Consider the following 15,329-nt stretch of genomic DNA (forward strand, 5'->3'; position numbering starts at 1 on the left):
CGCACCGGCCCACGCCTATGCGGCGGCCGGCGGATGGTCTAGCGTCGTCGCGGATGCGCCACGCGCGAACCACCGCCATCATCGCCGGCCTCGCCGCGCCGCTGCTCGCCGCTTGCCTCAACGCGGCCCCGCCACCCCTGGCCCCGGCCGCCTCGACCCCGCCGCCGCCGCCGAGCGCGATGCGAGACTTCGACGGCGACGGCTTCGCCGACCCCTTCGACCGCTGCCCGCGCGAGGCCGGCGTCGCACCGCACGGCTGCCTGCCGCCCGACAGCGACCACGACGGCATCCGCGACCCCGACGACCGCTGCCCCGCCACGCCCGAGACGCGCAACGGCTTCGAGGACCTCGACGGCTGCATCGACGAGCTGCCCGCCGAGCTGACCGCGATCACCGGCGTGATCAAGGGCCTCGAGTTCGACCCCGACAAGGACAAGATCCGCGCGAAGTCTCGCCGCGTGCTCGACCGCATCGTCGCCGTCCTGCAGCGCTACCCGCAGGTCCGCATCGAGCTCGCCGGTCACGTCGACAGCCGCAGCGTGGCCGCGTACTCCGGCCTGCTCTCACACAAGCGCGCCGACGCGATCCGCGACTACTTCGTCGACAAGGGCGTCGACCCGACGCGCATCGAGACCCGCGGCGCCGACGCCAACGAGCCGCTGGCGAGCAACAAGTCCGCCGCCGGACGAGCCCGCAACCGCCGCATCGAGCTCAGCCTGCTCAGCCCCTAGCAAGTCGGCGCGGCGTGTCGACTTGCTAGGACCCGCCGCGCTCGGCCAGCCACGCCAGGTGGCGCGCGTGGAAGCTGCGCTCATCGACATCCGTGATGTCCTCGCGCCACAGGTTGAGCGCCGTGTACACCCGCGAGACCAGGAAGCTGACCAGCACCGGGTCATCCGCGTGGCCGGCGATCGCCCGCTGCACCAGCGGGTCGCTGACATGCACCTGCAAGCCCGCGAGGCCGATGCTCACCGCCCCGCTGCTGCGGCCCCGCGTGGCCCGCACGTGGTCGAGGTTGAAGCCGCTGAGCAGCGACTCATGGCCGCGGCGCAGCGCGTCGAGCTCGGCCCGCAGCGCCGAGATCAGGCGGTCGTCCGGGCTCGGCGGCGCCGGCTCGGGCCGCGGCGCGACCACCACGTCGGCGACCACGGGCGCGGGCTGGGGCACGGGCGGCGGCCTCGACGTGCGCGCCTCGGTCTCGAGCGCGGCGAACAGCGCCGCCAGGTCGGCCGCCGTCGGCGGCGGATCTTCGCTCACCTCGTCGACCGGCGCCGCCGCGCGAGGCCGTCGCCGCGTCGACACCACCGCCTCGGCCTCCGGCTCCCGCGGCGCGGCGATCGGCTCCGCCTTCAGGCGATGCTCGCCGTAGAGACATGCGAGCAGCTCGCGCGTCACCGCGTCGACCCGCAGCGAGCGGAGAAAGCCCGCCGGCCGCCGCTCACCCGGGTTGACGTGGATGTGCAGCCCGCCCGCTTGCGCCTGCGCGGTCGCCTCGGCCAGGCTCACCGGACGCCCGTCGACCCGCGCAAACAACGGCAACGCGGCGAGCTCCGGTGTGCATCGCAGCACGTCGTCGAGCCAGGTCGCCCCGCCGCTCTGGCCGAGCAAGCTCCGCAGCTCGCCGAGCACAGTCGACACCCCTGACACCTGCGCGGCCGTCGGCGGCGGCAGCGACAGCGAGGCCGCCAGCGACCGGGTATCGACGAGCAGCCCGAGGTTGTCGCGCAGCTCCGCGAGCTGGCGCGTGAAGGTCGCCGGCGTCACGAGCGAAGCCAGCGCGAGCAGCCGCTCGTAGTGGCTCATCCCCGCCGCCGGGCCGTACTCCGCCACGAGCCGGGCGTAGACGTCGCGCAGCGCCGGCGTCGGGAAGCTGGCGGCCAGCGCCGCCAGCAGCCCGCGTCGCCACGCCAGCCCCTCCTCCCCCGACGGGTCGGCCGCGACCTCCTCGATCGCCCGGCGCACCAGCGCCGGCACGGCCGCCGCCGCCCGCTGCAGCGCCGCGAAGTACGCGTCGTCCGGCACCATCGCGTCCCAGCTCGGCTTCGGCGTCAGCGCGTCGCCGGCGATCACATAGCTGACCCCAAGGACAGGTGACCACATCGTCGCCCGCGCCATCGATCGCCCCGCAAAGAAGATCGTGCAGGTCGACCGCGACGTCGCCTCGTCCCAGCCCTCCTGCGTCCGCGCGAACGCCATGGCCACCCGCTGCCCCTCGTGCACCACCACCACGCTCGCCAGATGCGTGAACTGCGACAGCCCGAAGCGCTCCTCCGGCCGCGCCCGCAAGATCGCCTCGCCGCGCAGCCGCCGGTACTCCTCCGGGTCCATCCGCCGCACCTGCCCCGGAAACAGCCAGCGCAGCAGGTCCCGCCCGCGCCCATCCACGCGCAGCACCGGCGCCGAGAGCCCCGGGTGCGGCTCGCACTCCTCCGGCACCCATGCCAGCGGCAACTTCTGCCGCAGCCCCGCCGCCACCGCGCCCACGCTCAGCTGCAACCCGGCCCCCGTGGCGAACTGCAGCGCCTCGCGGATCCATGGCTCTTCGGCCATGTCCTTCGGGACATGTACCAGCGGCACGCCAGCGAGCAGCGCCCGCTCGCGCCCGGCCAGCGCCTCGCCCTCGTAGCCGCCCGCCTTCAAGGTCGCCCGCAGCCCCTCGCTGCGGTGCATCGCCCGCACCAGCCCGTACAGCAGCGCCTGCATCGCTGGACCCGGGCCCCACACGACCAGGCCGCGGCGCAGCGCCGCCTCGGTGAGCGCGCGCGCGCTCGCCAGCCAGCCCGCCAGCGCCGCCGCGAACAGCTCGTCGCGCACCGGCCCCGAGCAGTCGTCCGCGACCGCGAACGGGCCGCTGATCACCGCGTCGACCCCGGCGATCGGCGCCGCGAGCTCGAGCTCCACCAGCGAACAACCATCGACGATCACCCGCAGCGCACAGACCTCGCTGGCCACGCGCCGCACCCCGACTTCGCCGACCACCTGGCGATCTCCCAGCGTCACCACCAGCGGCGCGACCAGCACGTAGTTGCCCGGGTTCAGCGTCGCCTCGCATGGCTGCGCCCGCCAGCGCCGCCGCCTCGCCTCGATCTGCATGTCGCGCCGCAGCGCCGTGCTCACGTCGCGCCGCCGCTCGCCGAAGGCCATGGCCAGCACGGAGTCAACAAACGCGTCGCCGCTGCGGATCACGAGCTCCTCGCGCGCCGACAGCAGCTCCGCGAAGTCCCCGTCCGTGACCGCCAGATGCCCGACCCGCTCCGCCTGCGCGCGCAACATCCCCAGCGTGCAGCGGCGCCCCCACAGGTCCGTGAACGCGACCACCCGCGCCATCGCCTCGCCGATCACCGTCCGCGGAGCGAGGGCCCCCGGCCACTTGCGCCACACCGGCCGCAGACGCGTGAGGAGCCCCGCCTCGAGCTCCACCGCCTCACCCGGCCCGATCGCCCGCGCCACCACCTCCGCCGCCAGGCTCACCCCCAGCGCCAGCGCCCGCGCGTGCTCCTCGTCCTGCACCACCTTGTCGCCCGAGAGGTCGGTGAGCAGGCGGTCGCTCGCGACCACCGCCACCAGCCCGTCCGGCAGCCACTCGCGCGCCTCGTCGCAGATCCACACCCCGTGCCGCACCAGCCGGATCACCCCGCAGCCGCCGCTCGCCGGCAACAGCCCGGCCACCCCGCGGCAGCTGCCCTGCTCCCCGCGCTGGACATGCTCCGCGTCGGCGAGCACGAGCCCCTCGCTGATGCGCTCGCCGTTCAAGGTGATCGGCAAGCTCGCGTAGCGCCCGCGCTCGCGCAGCCACGTCGCCTCGGCCAGGGTGCCGCGCAGGTGGCGGACGAAGCGGACCACCAGCCCCGGCCGAAACCGCTGCTTGACGTGGATCTGCGTGCCCGGGGTCGCCGCCGTCGCCGTCCCGATCACGTCGGCCTCGTCGTGACGCGCCAGCATCGTCACCGCCCCCTCACCCGCACCGCTGATCAGCCGCACGTGCCGCGGGTTCAGGGCCAGCGCCGCGTGCAAGCCGATCGCCAGCTGCTGGCGCGCCCGCTGGTGGTCCGTGTGGGCCGCGGCGAAGCTCGAGTTGTACAGGTCGTCGAGGTCCTCCGCCGTGATCGGCGCCCCGTCGAAGCGCGCGATCAGGTCGTCGCTGTCGCACTCGATCTCCAGCTGGCTCGCCCCCTTCAGCGTCGCCAGGGCCACCAGGTGCAGCACATAGCGCTGCGGCTCGGCGACCTGGAAGGTCCGCAGCTTCTCGCGCGCCTTCTCGCGGTCGAAGCTGAAGCTCCCCACCGACTCCACCCGCCCCGCCCCCTGCAGCGCCGCGATCAGGTCATCCGTCGCCATCGTCGCTCCATCGCCTTCGCAGCCAACTTGTGATCGTCTTGCAGCGAGAGCCCCGCCCCGCCCTCGAGCACGATCGTCTTGGCCAGCTTGTACGCCGCCAGCTCCGGCTCCTGCGCCGCCAGCCGCAGCGCCGCCAGCACCGTCGGATGTTGCACATTCACGATCAACCGTCGCCCCGACGTCAGCGTCAACGAATCGACCGAGCTCACCGCCCCCACCTCCTCCTGGGCGATCGCCACCCGCGAGGCCACCGCCGAGTTCGCGTACTCGAGGCTCGCCGCGACCGGCCGCGGCCGCGGCCCCAGCTCGGAGAGCAGCAGGTCGAGCTCGCCGCGCAGCACTCCCCACGACGCCGGCTCCTCCGCCGCCAGCGAGGTACACAGCACCGCGTTCGCCCGCGGCGACGCCCGCCCCGCCAGCACCTGGGCCAGCTCGCACACCCGCGGCGGCTCACGCTCCGCCGCGCCCGCCGGCACTTCACCCTCGGCCGCGATCACCAGCTCACCGCGGGCGTGCAGCGCCTCCGTCAGCGGCGACACCTGCGAGGCCCACGTCACCCGCCCCGCCTTCGCCGCCTTGCGCAGCGTGTTCAGGTCGACCAGCCCCGCGTGGTGACAGCGGACCAGCGGCGTCCGCCAGGCCGCCTTCGGCAGCGCGTCGTCCTCTCGCAGGTGGCGCAGCAGCTGGCGCATCAGCCCGTCCGCCTCGTCGCCGCGGCGGTGCAGCGCCCCGGTCCGCGCCGCCAGCTCCCCGGCCCGCGCCGCCAGCTCGCGGATCAATTGCTCCCGCAGCGGCCCCTCCACCTGCGCCCGCGCCAGCCCCAGCACCCGCGCGTGGCCCTCGTCGCGCAGCACGTTGTCGCGGGTCATCGTGTGCTCGAGCTCCGGCGACCACAGCTTCACGTGCACCCCCGGGAACGGCCCGGGTCGCTCCTCGAGCAGGGTCAAGCCGCGGTTGTAATAACTGATCGAGCTGTCATCGCCCTGGTCGTAGCCGACGACGATGCGAGCGTCCCCGATCTCCGCCGTGACCACGCAGGCCAGCTCGAGCCCGAAGGCCCGCGAGATCGATCGCCCCTCGATGCGGATCTCCGCCGGCACGTGGCGACACCAGAACGCGATCACCTCACGCGCCCGCGCGATGAACGCCCGCGCCTCCTTCTCCGCCATCGTCTTGTAGATCGTGATCTTGGTGCCGTCGACCGGCTGCTCGCGGGCCACCCGGCGAAAGCTGCGGTCCGGCAGGAAGATGACCCGCCAGTGCTCCCCCGCGCGCGAGGTGTCGATGCAGATCACCTCCGGCTGCAACGCAAACACCGACACGAACCCGATCCCGAACCGCCCGATCTTGGTCCGGTCGCCCTCCTTGCTCGACGAGAACAGCCGCGTCAGCTTGGTGTCGATGATGTGGCGGTCCATGCCCTCGCCGTAGTCGTCCACGTGCACCACCAGGCGCCCGTCCACGTGCTCGAAGCGGATGTCGATCTCGGTCGAGCCCGCGTCGACCGCGTTCTGGACCAGCTCACGGAAGCAGGCCATCGGGTCCGCGAACTGGTGCACCAGCCCGGCCAGCGCCTCCGCCACCGAAGCTTGCGCCTGCACCACGGCGCCAGTGTACACGAGCCACCCATCCGGCAGGCCGCGCGCGCCCACGCGCCCCGCTCTAAGATAACCTGCCGACATGCGTACCCTTGGCCTGGCTTCCTTTGTTGGCGCGCTCCTCCTCGGCATCGCCTGCGGCGACAGCACGGCCGGCAGCGGCGACACCGGCGGCTGCACGGTCGGCAGCGCTGGTTGCCCCTGCACCACCGGCGGCGGCTGTGACCCGAACCTGACCTGCCTCAGCAACACCTGCGTCGAGCTGCCCGGCGAGACCACCACCAGCCCGACCACCGGCCTCACCAGCGACGGCCCCGGCAGCGTCAGCGACAGCGTCACGCAGAGCACCACCGACGCCCCGACCACCGGCCCCGTCACCAGCGGCCCCACCACCGACAGCAGCGGCGGCGACGAGGGCCCCAAGCTCGACGTCGGCCAGGACACCACCACCGGCGTCCCGGTCGAGGGCTGCCGCAAGATCGACATGCTCTTCGTGCTCGACGGCTCGGGCTCGATGATCGAGGAGCGCCAGGCCCTCTCCGCCGTCAACGCCTTCACCGACATCGTCACGACCCTCGCCAACCTGAACGGCGAGATCGACTACCGCATCGCCGTCACCACCGACAACGACGACGGCTTCGTCAACCCCAACAACTGCTGGGACCAGCCCAACAAGTGGATCGACTCGGTCGGCAACACCCCCGCCGACGTCGCCAAGGCCTTCAACTGCTCCGTCTCCGGCTTCGGCAACAACACCTTCGAGGCCTCCGTCGGCTGCGAGCACGTCCTCACCAGCGCCGCCGACCTGCTCACCAGCGACAAGAGCGGCTTTATCCGCAAGGACGCCCTCCTGGTCCTCGTCATGGTCACCGACGTCGACGACTACGGCGCCTACGACCAGATGAACGGCAACGACTGCAACATCGGCTGCGGCACCCCTCCGCCGCCCCTGCCGGGCCTCCTGCAGAAGCTCGTCACCGTCAAGGGCGGCGACATGGGCGGCGTCGCGGCGATCGTCATCGCCGGCGACCCCACCCTGAACCCGGGCGTCAACTTCTGCGGCCAGCCCGGCAGCTGCGGCTGCAACGGCATCGACTGCGGGGTCTTCCACGCCGACCGCCTCTACCAGTTCACCGGCATGCTCGGCGCCAACGGCTACGCCGCCGACCTGTGCAAGGGCACCAAGACCGTCCCCGAGGCCGTCAAGACCGCCCTCACCGAGAAGATCGACCTCGCCTGCATGAAGTTCGACCCGCCAGCCTGAGCCGCCACGGGCCTGTCCCGAAGGACAGGCCCGCGCTCGCCTTACTCCGCCGACCCGCCGCGCAGCCCATCGAGCTGCCCGCGCGCGTACAGCTTGTACGAGGTCCGCGTGCCCCGGCGATGGTCGACCACCACGTCGCCCTGGACCTGCACCGTGCGGATCTTGTCGCCGCGCATGCCCGAGCCCGCCTGTTGTTTACGCGTCGCGTCACGCTCCTCCCGCGCCCGCGTCGTCGCCTGCGCCTGCAACCTGGCCTGCAGCAGCTCCTGCGCCGTGTCCCGGTTCATGCTCTGGCTGCGCCCGCCGTCGCAGCGGATCGAGATCCCCGACGGCAGGTGCTTCAGCAGCACCGTCGTCGAGGTCTTGTTGCGGTGCTGCCCGCCCGCGCCGCTGCCCTTCGTGAACTGCTCGACCAGGTCCTCCGGCCGCAGCTCGACCCGCGCCGCCTCGGCCGGCGTCAGCACCACCACCGTCACCGTGCTCGAGTGCACCCGACCCCGCTTCTCGGTCGGCGGCACCCGCTGCCAGCGGTGCCCGCCGGCCTCGTCGGCGAAGCAGGCCTGCGCCCGCTTGCCCCGCACCTTGCAGCGGACGATGCCCGGCCGCTCGTCGATCACCTCGAGGTCAAAGGTGCTCCCGCGCGGCGAACTTCTGATAAATGGCCAGCTGTTCGTACACCAACAGGCGCGCGTCGGCGCCGCCCTCGGCGGCCCGGATCTCCACGATGATCGTCTCCATGGTCCTTCTCCTGGCAGGTCCCCCGGGACATGTCCCAAGCGCCCTGTCCTCCGGGTCACCTGCCAGCGACCGGCCAGAGCGCCGCAAAACGGCGAAATTCAGGCGCACAGCGGAGATCCGCCGCCCACCCGCAAACCCGGGCCGCGGTCAACCGTGCCACGCCGGCAGCCGCCCGCAGCGCGAAGCGCAGGCGACAGCACGACGATGACGGACACAGGTCAGCACGCGAACCTCGAAGCGCCGCCATCTTGCCCGCACTCTCGCCCCCACGCAAGCCCCGGGAGCCCGCGCACTGCACATCCGAGCCGCGGCGCACCACGACAGCTCCGCATCACCACGCGCCCCGCTCACGGCAACCCGCGGATCGCAGCGGGCCTGCGCGCCACGTCCCACACCCGCGGAGCGTCCGTCGCCGCGAGCTCGCGGCCCCAGCAGTGCACCGCCTCGCCGCCACTGGCCAGCGCGCAGCTCAGCTGATCGCCGGCCGCGATTGCACGCACCCGCGCCAGACCCCGCACCGACACCGGCACCAGACGCGTGCTCATACTGCCGTCGCCGACCGCCCCCTCGCTGTTGCTGCCCCAGCACACCACCTCGCCCGCACGCCGCAGCGCGCAGCTGTGGTCCTCGCCCGCGACCACCGCGACCGCGTCGCGCAGCCCCTCCACCGTGACGATCGTCGCCCGCTCCTCCTCGGCCCCGTCGCCCAGGCGCCCGCCGAAGCCGCTGCCCCAGCACACCACCTCGCCGCCGCGCCGCAGCGCGCAGCTGTGCAGGTGACCGATCGCCAGCGCCGTCGCGTCCGCGAGCCCCCGCACGAGCGTCGGCTCCGTCCGGTCGACCCGCGTGCCGTCACCGATCCGTCCATAAAAATTCAGCCCCCAGCACAGCACCTCGCCGCTGGCCCGCCGCACACAGCGGTGCACCGCCCCGAGCCCGACCTCCTGGGTGTCACGCGGCAGCGTCACCGCGTCGGCCAGCGCCGCCGCCCCTTCGCCGTGCCAACACCGCAGCTTGCCCCCCGTCTCCAGCGCGCAGCTCGTGTGCCCGCGCGCCACCAGCTGTGTCACCCCCTGCAGCCCCGCGACCACCACCGGCGTCGGTCGACTGCGCGTGCTCGGAGCCGGCGGCGGCGGACCCATCCCGTGCTCGTCGCGCGACTCACCCACCGGCTCGCCCGCCTGCCCGAGCTGCCCGAAGGTGTCGTCGCCCCAGCACTGCACCTCCCCGCCGACCCGCCGCGCGCAGCTGTGCCGCGCCCCCGCGACCACCTCCACCGCGTCCGACAGCCCGACCACGAACACCGGCCGCTTCGGCGTGGTCCACCCGCCGTCGCCGAGCTGCCCGAAGCTGTTGTCCCCGAGGCACGCGACCCGACCACCCGCCACCGCACATGCGTGCCCTCCCCCTGCCGCCAGCGCCGTCAGCGGGGCCTTCTTCGCGTCTGTCTCAAAGGCCAGGTACGGCCCGCGTCGCCGCGGCGCCGCCCCGTTGTCCGCCTGGCCCGCCTCGTTGTAACCCCAGCACCACGCCGTCCCGTCGCGCAGCGCGGCGCAAGCGTGAGCTGACCCAAGGGATAGGTCAGCCACCGACCCGATCGCCACCTGCACGGGCTTCGCCTGCGCCTCCGTACCACCGTCGCCGAGCTGCCCGTCGCGGTCCTCGCCCCAACACAGCAGCTCCCCACCGCGCCGCAGCGCGCAGCTGAAGTCGCTGCCGGCCGCCACGCGCACCGCGTCGCGCAGCCCGGGCACCACCACCGGCCCGCGCTTCGCCGGGTCACGAAACGGCGGCGGATGATGCCCGGGCCAGCGCGGCGGCGGCGGGTCGAGCACCCCGTCACCACGCTGCCCCGCCCGCCCCTCGCCCCAGCACTGCACCCGACCATCCACCGTGCGCGCGCACATGTGCCGATCTCCCGCCGCCACCTCGACCACCGCCGCGACCCCCGGCACCGCGATCGGCGTCGTCGAATACGTCACCCCCACCGGCAGCGGCGGCCGCCCCCAGCACCACACTCGCCCCCGCTGCACCGCGCACGCGTAGCCCTCGCCCACAGTCACCGCCGAGGCCCGCAGCCCCGCCACCACCCGCGGCCGGTCGCTCCCGTCCTCGTCGTCGCCCGCCCCGTAGCGCTCGCCCCAGCACTGCACCTCCCCGGCCTGTCCCAAGGTACAGGTTCGAGATCCCCCCGCGGCGATCACCTTCACCCCCGTCAAGCCCGGCACCTGCGCCGCCTGCAGCCGCGACCCGGCCTGTCCATCACCGACCTGCCCCTGCGTCGCGTCGCCCCAGCACGCAACGGTCCCGCCGCGCCGCAGCGCACAGCTGTGCCAGTTGCCGATCGCCACCGCCACCGCGTCCGCGAGCCCGAGCACCGGCGTCGGCGCCCGCCTGTCCTCCCGCGTCCCGTCGCCGAGCTCGCCGTGCCCGTTGTATCCCCAACAATGCACGCGCCCCGAGATCACCGCGCAGCTGTGCATCAGCCCCGCCACCACCTGCAGCCCGCCCGGATGCGCCGCACTCGCGCCAATCTCCGCGCCACTCTCCGGCACCTTCGCCCCCGCCTCCGCCTCCTCCGCCTCGGCCACGCTCATCGGCAGCTCCGCCGCGCTCGCCGGCACGTCCATCGCCACCTCCGCGCTCGTCGCGACCACCGCCTCCGGCGTCGCCCGCGGCGCGCAGCCCATCAGCAGCGCCGCCGCGACGACTCGCCTCACCCCGCCTGCTCCTCGCGGATGCGCGTCGAGAAGTGCGGGTCGCGGTCGATCGCCTGCCCCAGCGTCGAGATCGCCGCCCGCTGCTTCAGCCGCGCGAACGGCAGCCCGGGATTAATGATCCCGATCCGCTGGAGATACTCCGGCGTGTGGCCCGTGGCGATCATCTGCCAGTTGAGCGGCAACCGCTGCCCCGCCGCGCGCACCAGCCGGACGATCTGCGTCGTGCAGTTGGTGATGACCGTGTGATAGAAGCGCGGCGTGCGGGCCAGCTGGTTGCAGTCGGCGACGTAGGCCCGCAGCAGACGCTCGCGAAACTCCGGCGTCGACACCAGGCGGTAGAGATACACGTCCTCACGCCTCACCGTCGTGCGCAGGCGGATGATGTCGCGCTCGTCCGCCGCGATCGTCACCAGCTCGTAAGCCTTGAAGAAGCCGGCGTAGTTCGACCACTCCTTGCCGCGCGCGCGCCGGACCTCGATCGAGAAGGCCAGGTGATCCTGGCCTTCGAAGCCGAAGCTGACGATCAGGTGGGCGATCGACGGACCCATCCAGTACGACGCGAACAGGTCGATCGACTCGAGCCGCGCCAGCTCGTAGCTGCGCGTCTCCCAGCGCTCATCGAACGCCGTCTCGCTGTGCCAGTCGAAGCAGCGCACGTCGCGGACCGTGAGCAGCCCGCCCTCGATCGTCGCGGTCGTCTGACGGGCCACGTCTGGCGCCCAGTCGCGGTCGGTCCGCGGCCGCAGCGAGGCCCACCACGCGTTCCACACCACCACCGCCACCACGTACACCGCCAGCAGCTCGAGCGAGCCGAGCAGCGCCGTCGCCAGCGTCAGCACCCCCCACGCCGCCGCCCACACCACGCCGTGACGCCGCCGGCTGAAGTGGAAGAAGCTCGCCGCCGCATGAAAGCCGCCGATCAACAGGACCAGGAGCTGCGACCACCACGGCATGCGTCGCCAGCATAACCCGCCAGACACAGCCGCGACCATGGCCCGCATTACGCCCAGCTTGGGGCCCGCACACCGAACTCTTGCGCCCGCCGCTGATGCCCGCCCCGTCCTGCTTTACGCCGAGTTTACGCCCAGCACACCGAACTCTTGCGCCCGCCCCTGACGCCCGCTGCCCCGCCCTCGTCGAAGCAATCGGAAGGAAACACCGCCATGATCACCCTGACCACCCTGACCACCCGCATCGCCCTCGCCCTCGCCAGCTTCAGCTTCGCCGGCCTGATCCACAGCAGCACCGCCGAGGCCGCCCCCGCCGACCGCCAGGAGCACGGCGCCGGCAAGGCCGAACGCATGTGCGCCCGCCTCGCCTGCAGCCCCGACCAGAAGGCCAAGATCCAGCAGATCAAGGCCAGCAAGGCGCCGCAGGTCAAGGCCGCCCGCGAGCAGATGCGCACCCTCCGGGCCCAGGTCCAGGCCGAGCTGCGCAAGCCGAGCCCCGACGCCAAGGCGATCGCCCGCCTCGACGCCCAGATCGACGCCCAGCGCGCCGCGATCCACAGCCAGCGCCGCGCCGGCCAGCTCCAGCTCCTCGCCCTCCTCACCCCCGAGCAGAAGACCAAGCTGCTCGCCGCCGCCGATCAGCGCCGCGGCAAGGGCCACGGCCACGGCAAGCGCCGCGGCCACGGCAACGGCCGCGGTGACGGCAACGGCCGCGGCCCGGCCCGCGCCAACTGACCGACCGCAACCACGAAAAGACCCGGCAGGACGCTCCGTCCCGCCGGGTCTCACCGTCACCACCAAGAACCACGCGAAGACCCGGCACGACGCTCCGTCCTGCCGGGTCTCACCGTCGCCACCGCCTCAGCTCGCGGCCATCTTGCGCAGCACCGTGTGGAGGATGCCGCCGTTGCGGTAGTACTCGACCTCGACCGGCGTATCGATGCGAACCACCGCGTCGATCAGCGTGATGACCCCCGTGTCCGGATGCCGCGCCGTCACGCGGACCTCCTGCAGCGGCTTCACGTCGTCGCCGACCGCGATGTCGAACACCTCGCGCCCGGTCAGCCCGTGGCTGTTGCGCGTCTCGCCGGGCAGGAACTGCAGCGGCAGCACGCCCATCCCGACCAGGTTCGAGCGATGGATGCGCTCGTAGGACTCCGCCAGCACCGCCTTCACGCCGAGCAGGAAGGTCCCCTTGGCCGCCCAGTCGCGCGACGAGCCCATCCCGTAGTCCTTGCCCGCGATCACCACCAGCGGCACCTTCTGCTGCTGGTAGTGCATCGCCGCCTCGTACACCGAGGTGACCTCCTTGCTGAGGAAGTCGAGGGTGTAGCCGCCCTCGCGCCCGTCCGGGACGATGAGGTTCTTGATCCGCGTGTTGGCGAAGGTCCCGCGGGTCATCACCCGGTCGTTGCCGCGGCGCGCCCCGTACTGATTGAACATCTCGTAGGTCACCCCCTCCGCCAGCAGGTAGCGGCCCGCCGGCGAGTCCTTCTTGATCGACCCGGCCGGCGAGATGTGGTCCGTCGTGATCGAGTCGCCGAGCATCAACAGCACCCGCGCCGACTGGATCGGCCCGATCGGCCGCACCTCGCGGGTCAGCTCGGTGAAGAACGGCGGCTCCTGAATGTACGTGCTCTGCTGGTTCCAGCGATACAGCGAGCTCTCGACCGTCTCGATCGCCTGCCACTCGCTCGAGCCGGCGAATACGTCCGCGTACTGGGCGATGAACTGCTCGCGCGTCACGCACTTCTTGATCGTGTCGAGGATCTCCTGCCGCGTCGGCCAGATGTCGCGCAGGAACACCGGCTCGCCGTAGCGGTCGCGCCCGATCGGGTCCTTCGCGAAGTCGATGTCGACCGTCCCCGCGATCGCGTACGCCACCACCAGCGGCGGCGACGCCAGGTAGTTGGCCTTAACGTCCGGGTTGATGCGCCCCTCGAAGTTGCGGTTGCCCGAGAGCACGCCCGCGGCCACCAGGTCGCCGCGCTGGATCCCGCGCGAGATCGGCTCCGGCAGCGGACCCGAGTTGCCGATGCAGGTCGTGCAGCCGAAACCGACCAGGTTGAAGCCCAGCGCCTCGAGGTCCGGCCACAGACCGGCCTTCGCGTAGTACTCCTGCACCACCGTCGAGCCCGGCGCCATCGAGGTCTTGACCCACGGCTTGCGCGTCAGCCCGCGCGCGTTGGCCTTGCGCGCCAGCAGCCCCGCGCCGATCATCACCTCGGGGTTGGAGGTGTTGGTGCAGCTCGTGATCGCCGCGATCACCACCGCCCCGTCGTGCAGCGTCAGCTCGTCGTCCTCGAGCTCGATGCCGACGCCCGGGCTCGGCCCGGTCTTGCCGAACACCTTGGCCAGATCGCGGTGCCACTGCTCCTTCATCTCGCGCAGCGGGATGCGGTCCTGCGGCCGCTTCGGCCCGGCCAGCGCCGCGTCGATCGTCCCCAGGTCGAGCTCCAGCACCTCGCTGTACTGCACCGCGCGGCTGTCGTCGTACCACAGCCCCTGCAGCTTGTAGTACTGCTCGACCGCGGCGATCAGCGGCTCGGGCCGACCCGACAGACGCAGGTACGCCAGGGTCTGCTCGTCGACCGGGAAGAAGCCGACCGTCGCCCCGTACTCCGGCGCCATGTTGGCGATCGTCGCCCGGTTGGCCAGCGGCATGTCGGCCAGACCAGGCCCGAAGAACTCGACGAACTTGCCGACCACCCCGCGCTTGCGCAGCAGCTCCGTGACCCGCAGGACCAGGTCGGTCGCCGTGCAGCCCTCCGGCAGCTTGCCGGTCAGGCGCACGCCGACCACCTGCGGGATGAGCATGTAGATCGGCTGGCCCAGCATCACCGCCTCGGCCTCGATCCCGCCCACGCCCCACGCCAGCACCCCGAGCCCGTTGATCATCGTCGTGTGGCTGTCGGTGCCGACCAGCGAGTCCGGGTAGATGTTCCCGTGCTGCCCCTCCACCCCGTCGCCGTCCCACACCACCTTCGCCAGATACTCGAGGTTGACCTGGTGGACGATGCCGGTCGCCGGCGGGACCACGCGGAAGTTGTTGAAGGCCCCCTGGCCCCACTTGAGGAACTCGTAGCGCTCGCCGTTGCGCTGAAACTCCAGCGTGCTGTTGATCCGCAGCGACTGCGACGAGGCGAAGGAGTCGACCTGCACCGAATGGTCGATCACCAGGTCGCAGGGCACCAGCGGGTTGACCCGCGCCGCCGCGCCCGGGTCCCCCGTCAGCCGCACGATCGCCTCGCGCATCGCCGCCAGGTCGACCACCGCCGGCACCCCCGTGAAGTCCTGCAGGACCACCCGGCCGGGCATGAACGGGATCTCGACCTCGCCGACGTGCCTGGCGTCGTAGCGGGCCAGCGCCTCGATGTGCGCCGGCGTGAAGATGAAGTCGTCGAAGTTACGCAGGCACGACTCGAGCAGCACCTTGATGCTGTACGGCAGCGTGTCGACCGGGCCGAGGCTGCGCAGCGCGTCGAGACGGTACACGGTTCGCTGGCCGAGCGGAGTGTCGAGCTGGGCTCTCGCGGAGAACGGGTCACGCTTGGATGCGGTCATTTTGGCGGGCGAAGCCTATCAAATTCACCTCTGCCGTTTGCCCGCGCGATCTCCGCAAATCGACCACCTGGCTGGCCCCCTGCCGGCCCCCTGCCACCTCCGGCCACCTCGCGGCCACCTCGCGGCCACCTCGCGGATGGACAAGCCGTCGACCTCG

At 72.4% G+C, this 15,329-nt stretch carries 9 protein-coding genes; 3 read left to right on the forward strand and 6 right to left on the reverse strand.

Going from position 1 to position 15,329, the window contains the following annotated elements; translation table 11 throughout:
- Positions 1-53 precede the first annotated feature (53 nt).
- Positions 54-731: an OmpA family protein gene (locus IPJ59_RS22950; RefSeq protein ID WP_293273299.1), complete on the forward strand. Its 678-nt coding sequence runs from the start codon at positions 54-56 to the stop codon at positions 729-731.
- Between the two features lie 25 nt (positions 732-756).
- On the opposite strand, the gene IPJ59_RS22955 is transcribed toward IPJ59_RS22950, so the two are convergent.
- Complete coding sequence (locus IPJ59_RS22955; RefSeq protein WP_293273300.1) at positions 757-4,338, reverse strand: hypothetical protein; 3,582 nt, start codon at positions 4,336-4,338, stop codon at positions 757-759.
- Positions 4,320-5,942 carry a sacsin N-terminal ATP-binding-like domain-containing protein gene (locus IPJ59_RS22960; protein WP_293273301.1) on the reverse strand — a complete coding sequence of 541 codons (1,623 nt, stop codon included), beginning with the start codon at positions 5,940-5,942 and terminating at the stop codon, positions 4,320-4,322. Before IPJ59_RS22960 ends, IPJ59_RS22955 begins: the two co-directional genes overlap by 19 nt.
- Before the next feature lie 76 nt (positions 5,943-6,018).
- Here IPJ59_RS22960 and IPJ59_RS22965 point away from each other — a divergent pair, with 76 nt between their 5' ends.
- Positions 6,019-7,200: a vWA domain-containing protein gene (locus tag IPJ59_RS22965; protein WP_293273302.1), complete on the forward strand. Its 1,182-nt coding sequence runs from the start codon at positions 6,019-6,021 to the stop codon at positions 7,198-7,200.
- 41 nt (positions 7,201-7,241) lie between these two features.
- On the opposite strand, the gene IPJ59_RS22970 is transcribed toward IPJ59_RS22965, so the two are convergent.
- The 3 genes from IPJ59_RS22970 to IPJ59_RS22980 form a co-directional block, all read right to left on the reverse strand.
- A complete protein-coding gene (locus IPJ59_RS22970) occupies positions 7,242-7,817 on the reverse strand; it encodes a peptide chain release factor-like protein (protein ID WP_293273303.1) in 576 nt (191 codons plus the stop codon).
- Between the two features lie 468 nt (positions 7,818-8,285).
- Positions 8,286-10,658: an RCC1 domain-containing protein gene (locus IPJ59_RS22975; RefSeq protein WP_293273304.1), complete on the reverse strand. Its 2,373-nt coding sequence runs from the start codon at positions 10,656-10,658 to the stop codon at positions 8,286-8,288.
- Positions 10,655-11,611 (reverse strand): Lnb N-terminal periplasmic domain-containing protein, encoded by a 957-nt coding sequence (locus IPJ59_RS22980; RefSeq protein ID WP_293247521.1) that lies wholly within the window; start codon positions 11,609-11,611, stop codon positions 10,655-10,657. Before IPJ59_RS22980 ends, IPJ59_RS22975 begins: the two co-directional genes overlap by 4 nt.
- Before the next feature lie 210 nt (positions 11,612-11,821).
- On the opposite strand from IPJ59_RS22980, the gene IPJ59_RS22985 reads away from it, so the two are divergent.
- Complete coding sequence (locus IPJ59_RS22985; protein ID WP_293247518.1) at positions 11,822-12,343, forward strand: Spy/CpxP family protein refolding chaperone; 522 nt, start codon at positions 11,822-11,824, stop codon at positions 12,341-12,343.
- Positions 12,344-12,469: 126 nt separating this feature from the next.
- Here IPJ59_RS22985 and acnA read toward each other — a convergent pair whose 3' ends face one another.
- Positions 12,470-15,172 carry an aconitate hydratase AcnA gene (gene acnA / locus IPJ59_RS22990; RefSeq protein ID WP_293273305.1) on the reverse strand — a complete coding sequence of 901 codons (2,703 nt, stop codon included), beginning with the start codon at positions 15,170-15,172 and terminating at the stop codon, positions 12,470-12,472.
- Positions 15,173-15,329: the final 157 nt, after the last annotated feature.

The organism is Nannocystis sp., assembly GCF_016714285.1.
GTDB lineage: Bacteria > Myxococcota_A > Polyangia > Nannocystales > Nannocystaceae > Nannocystis.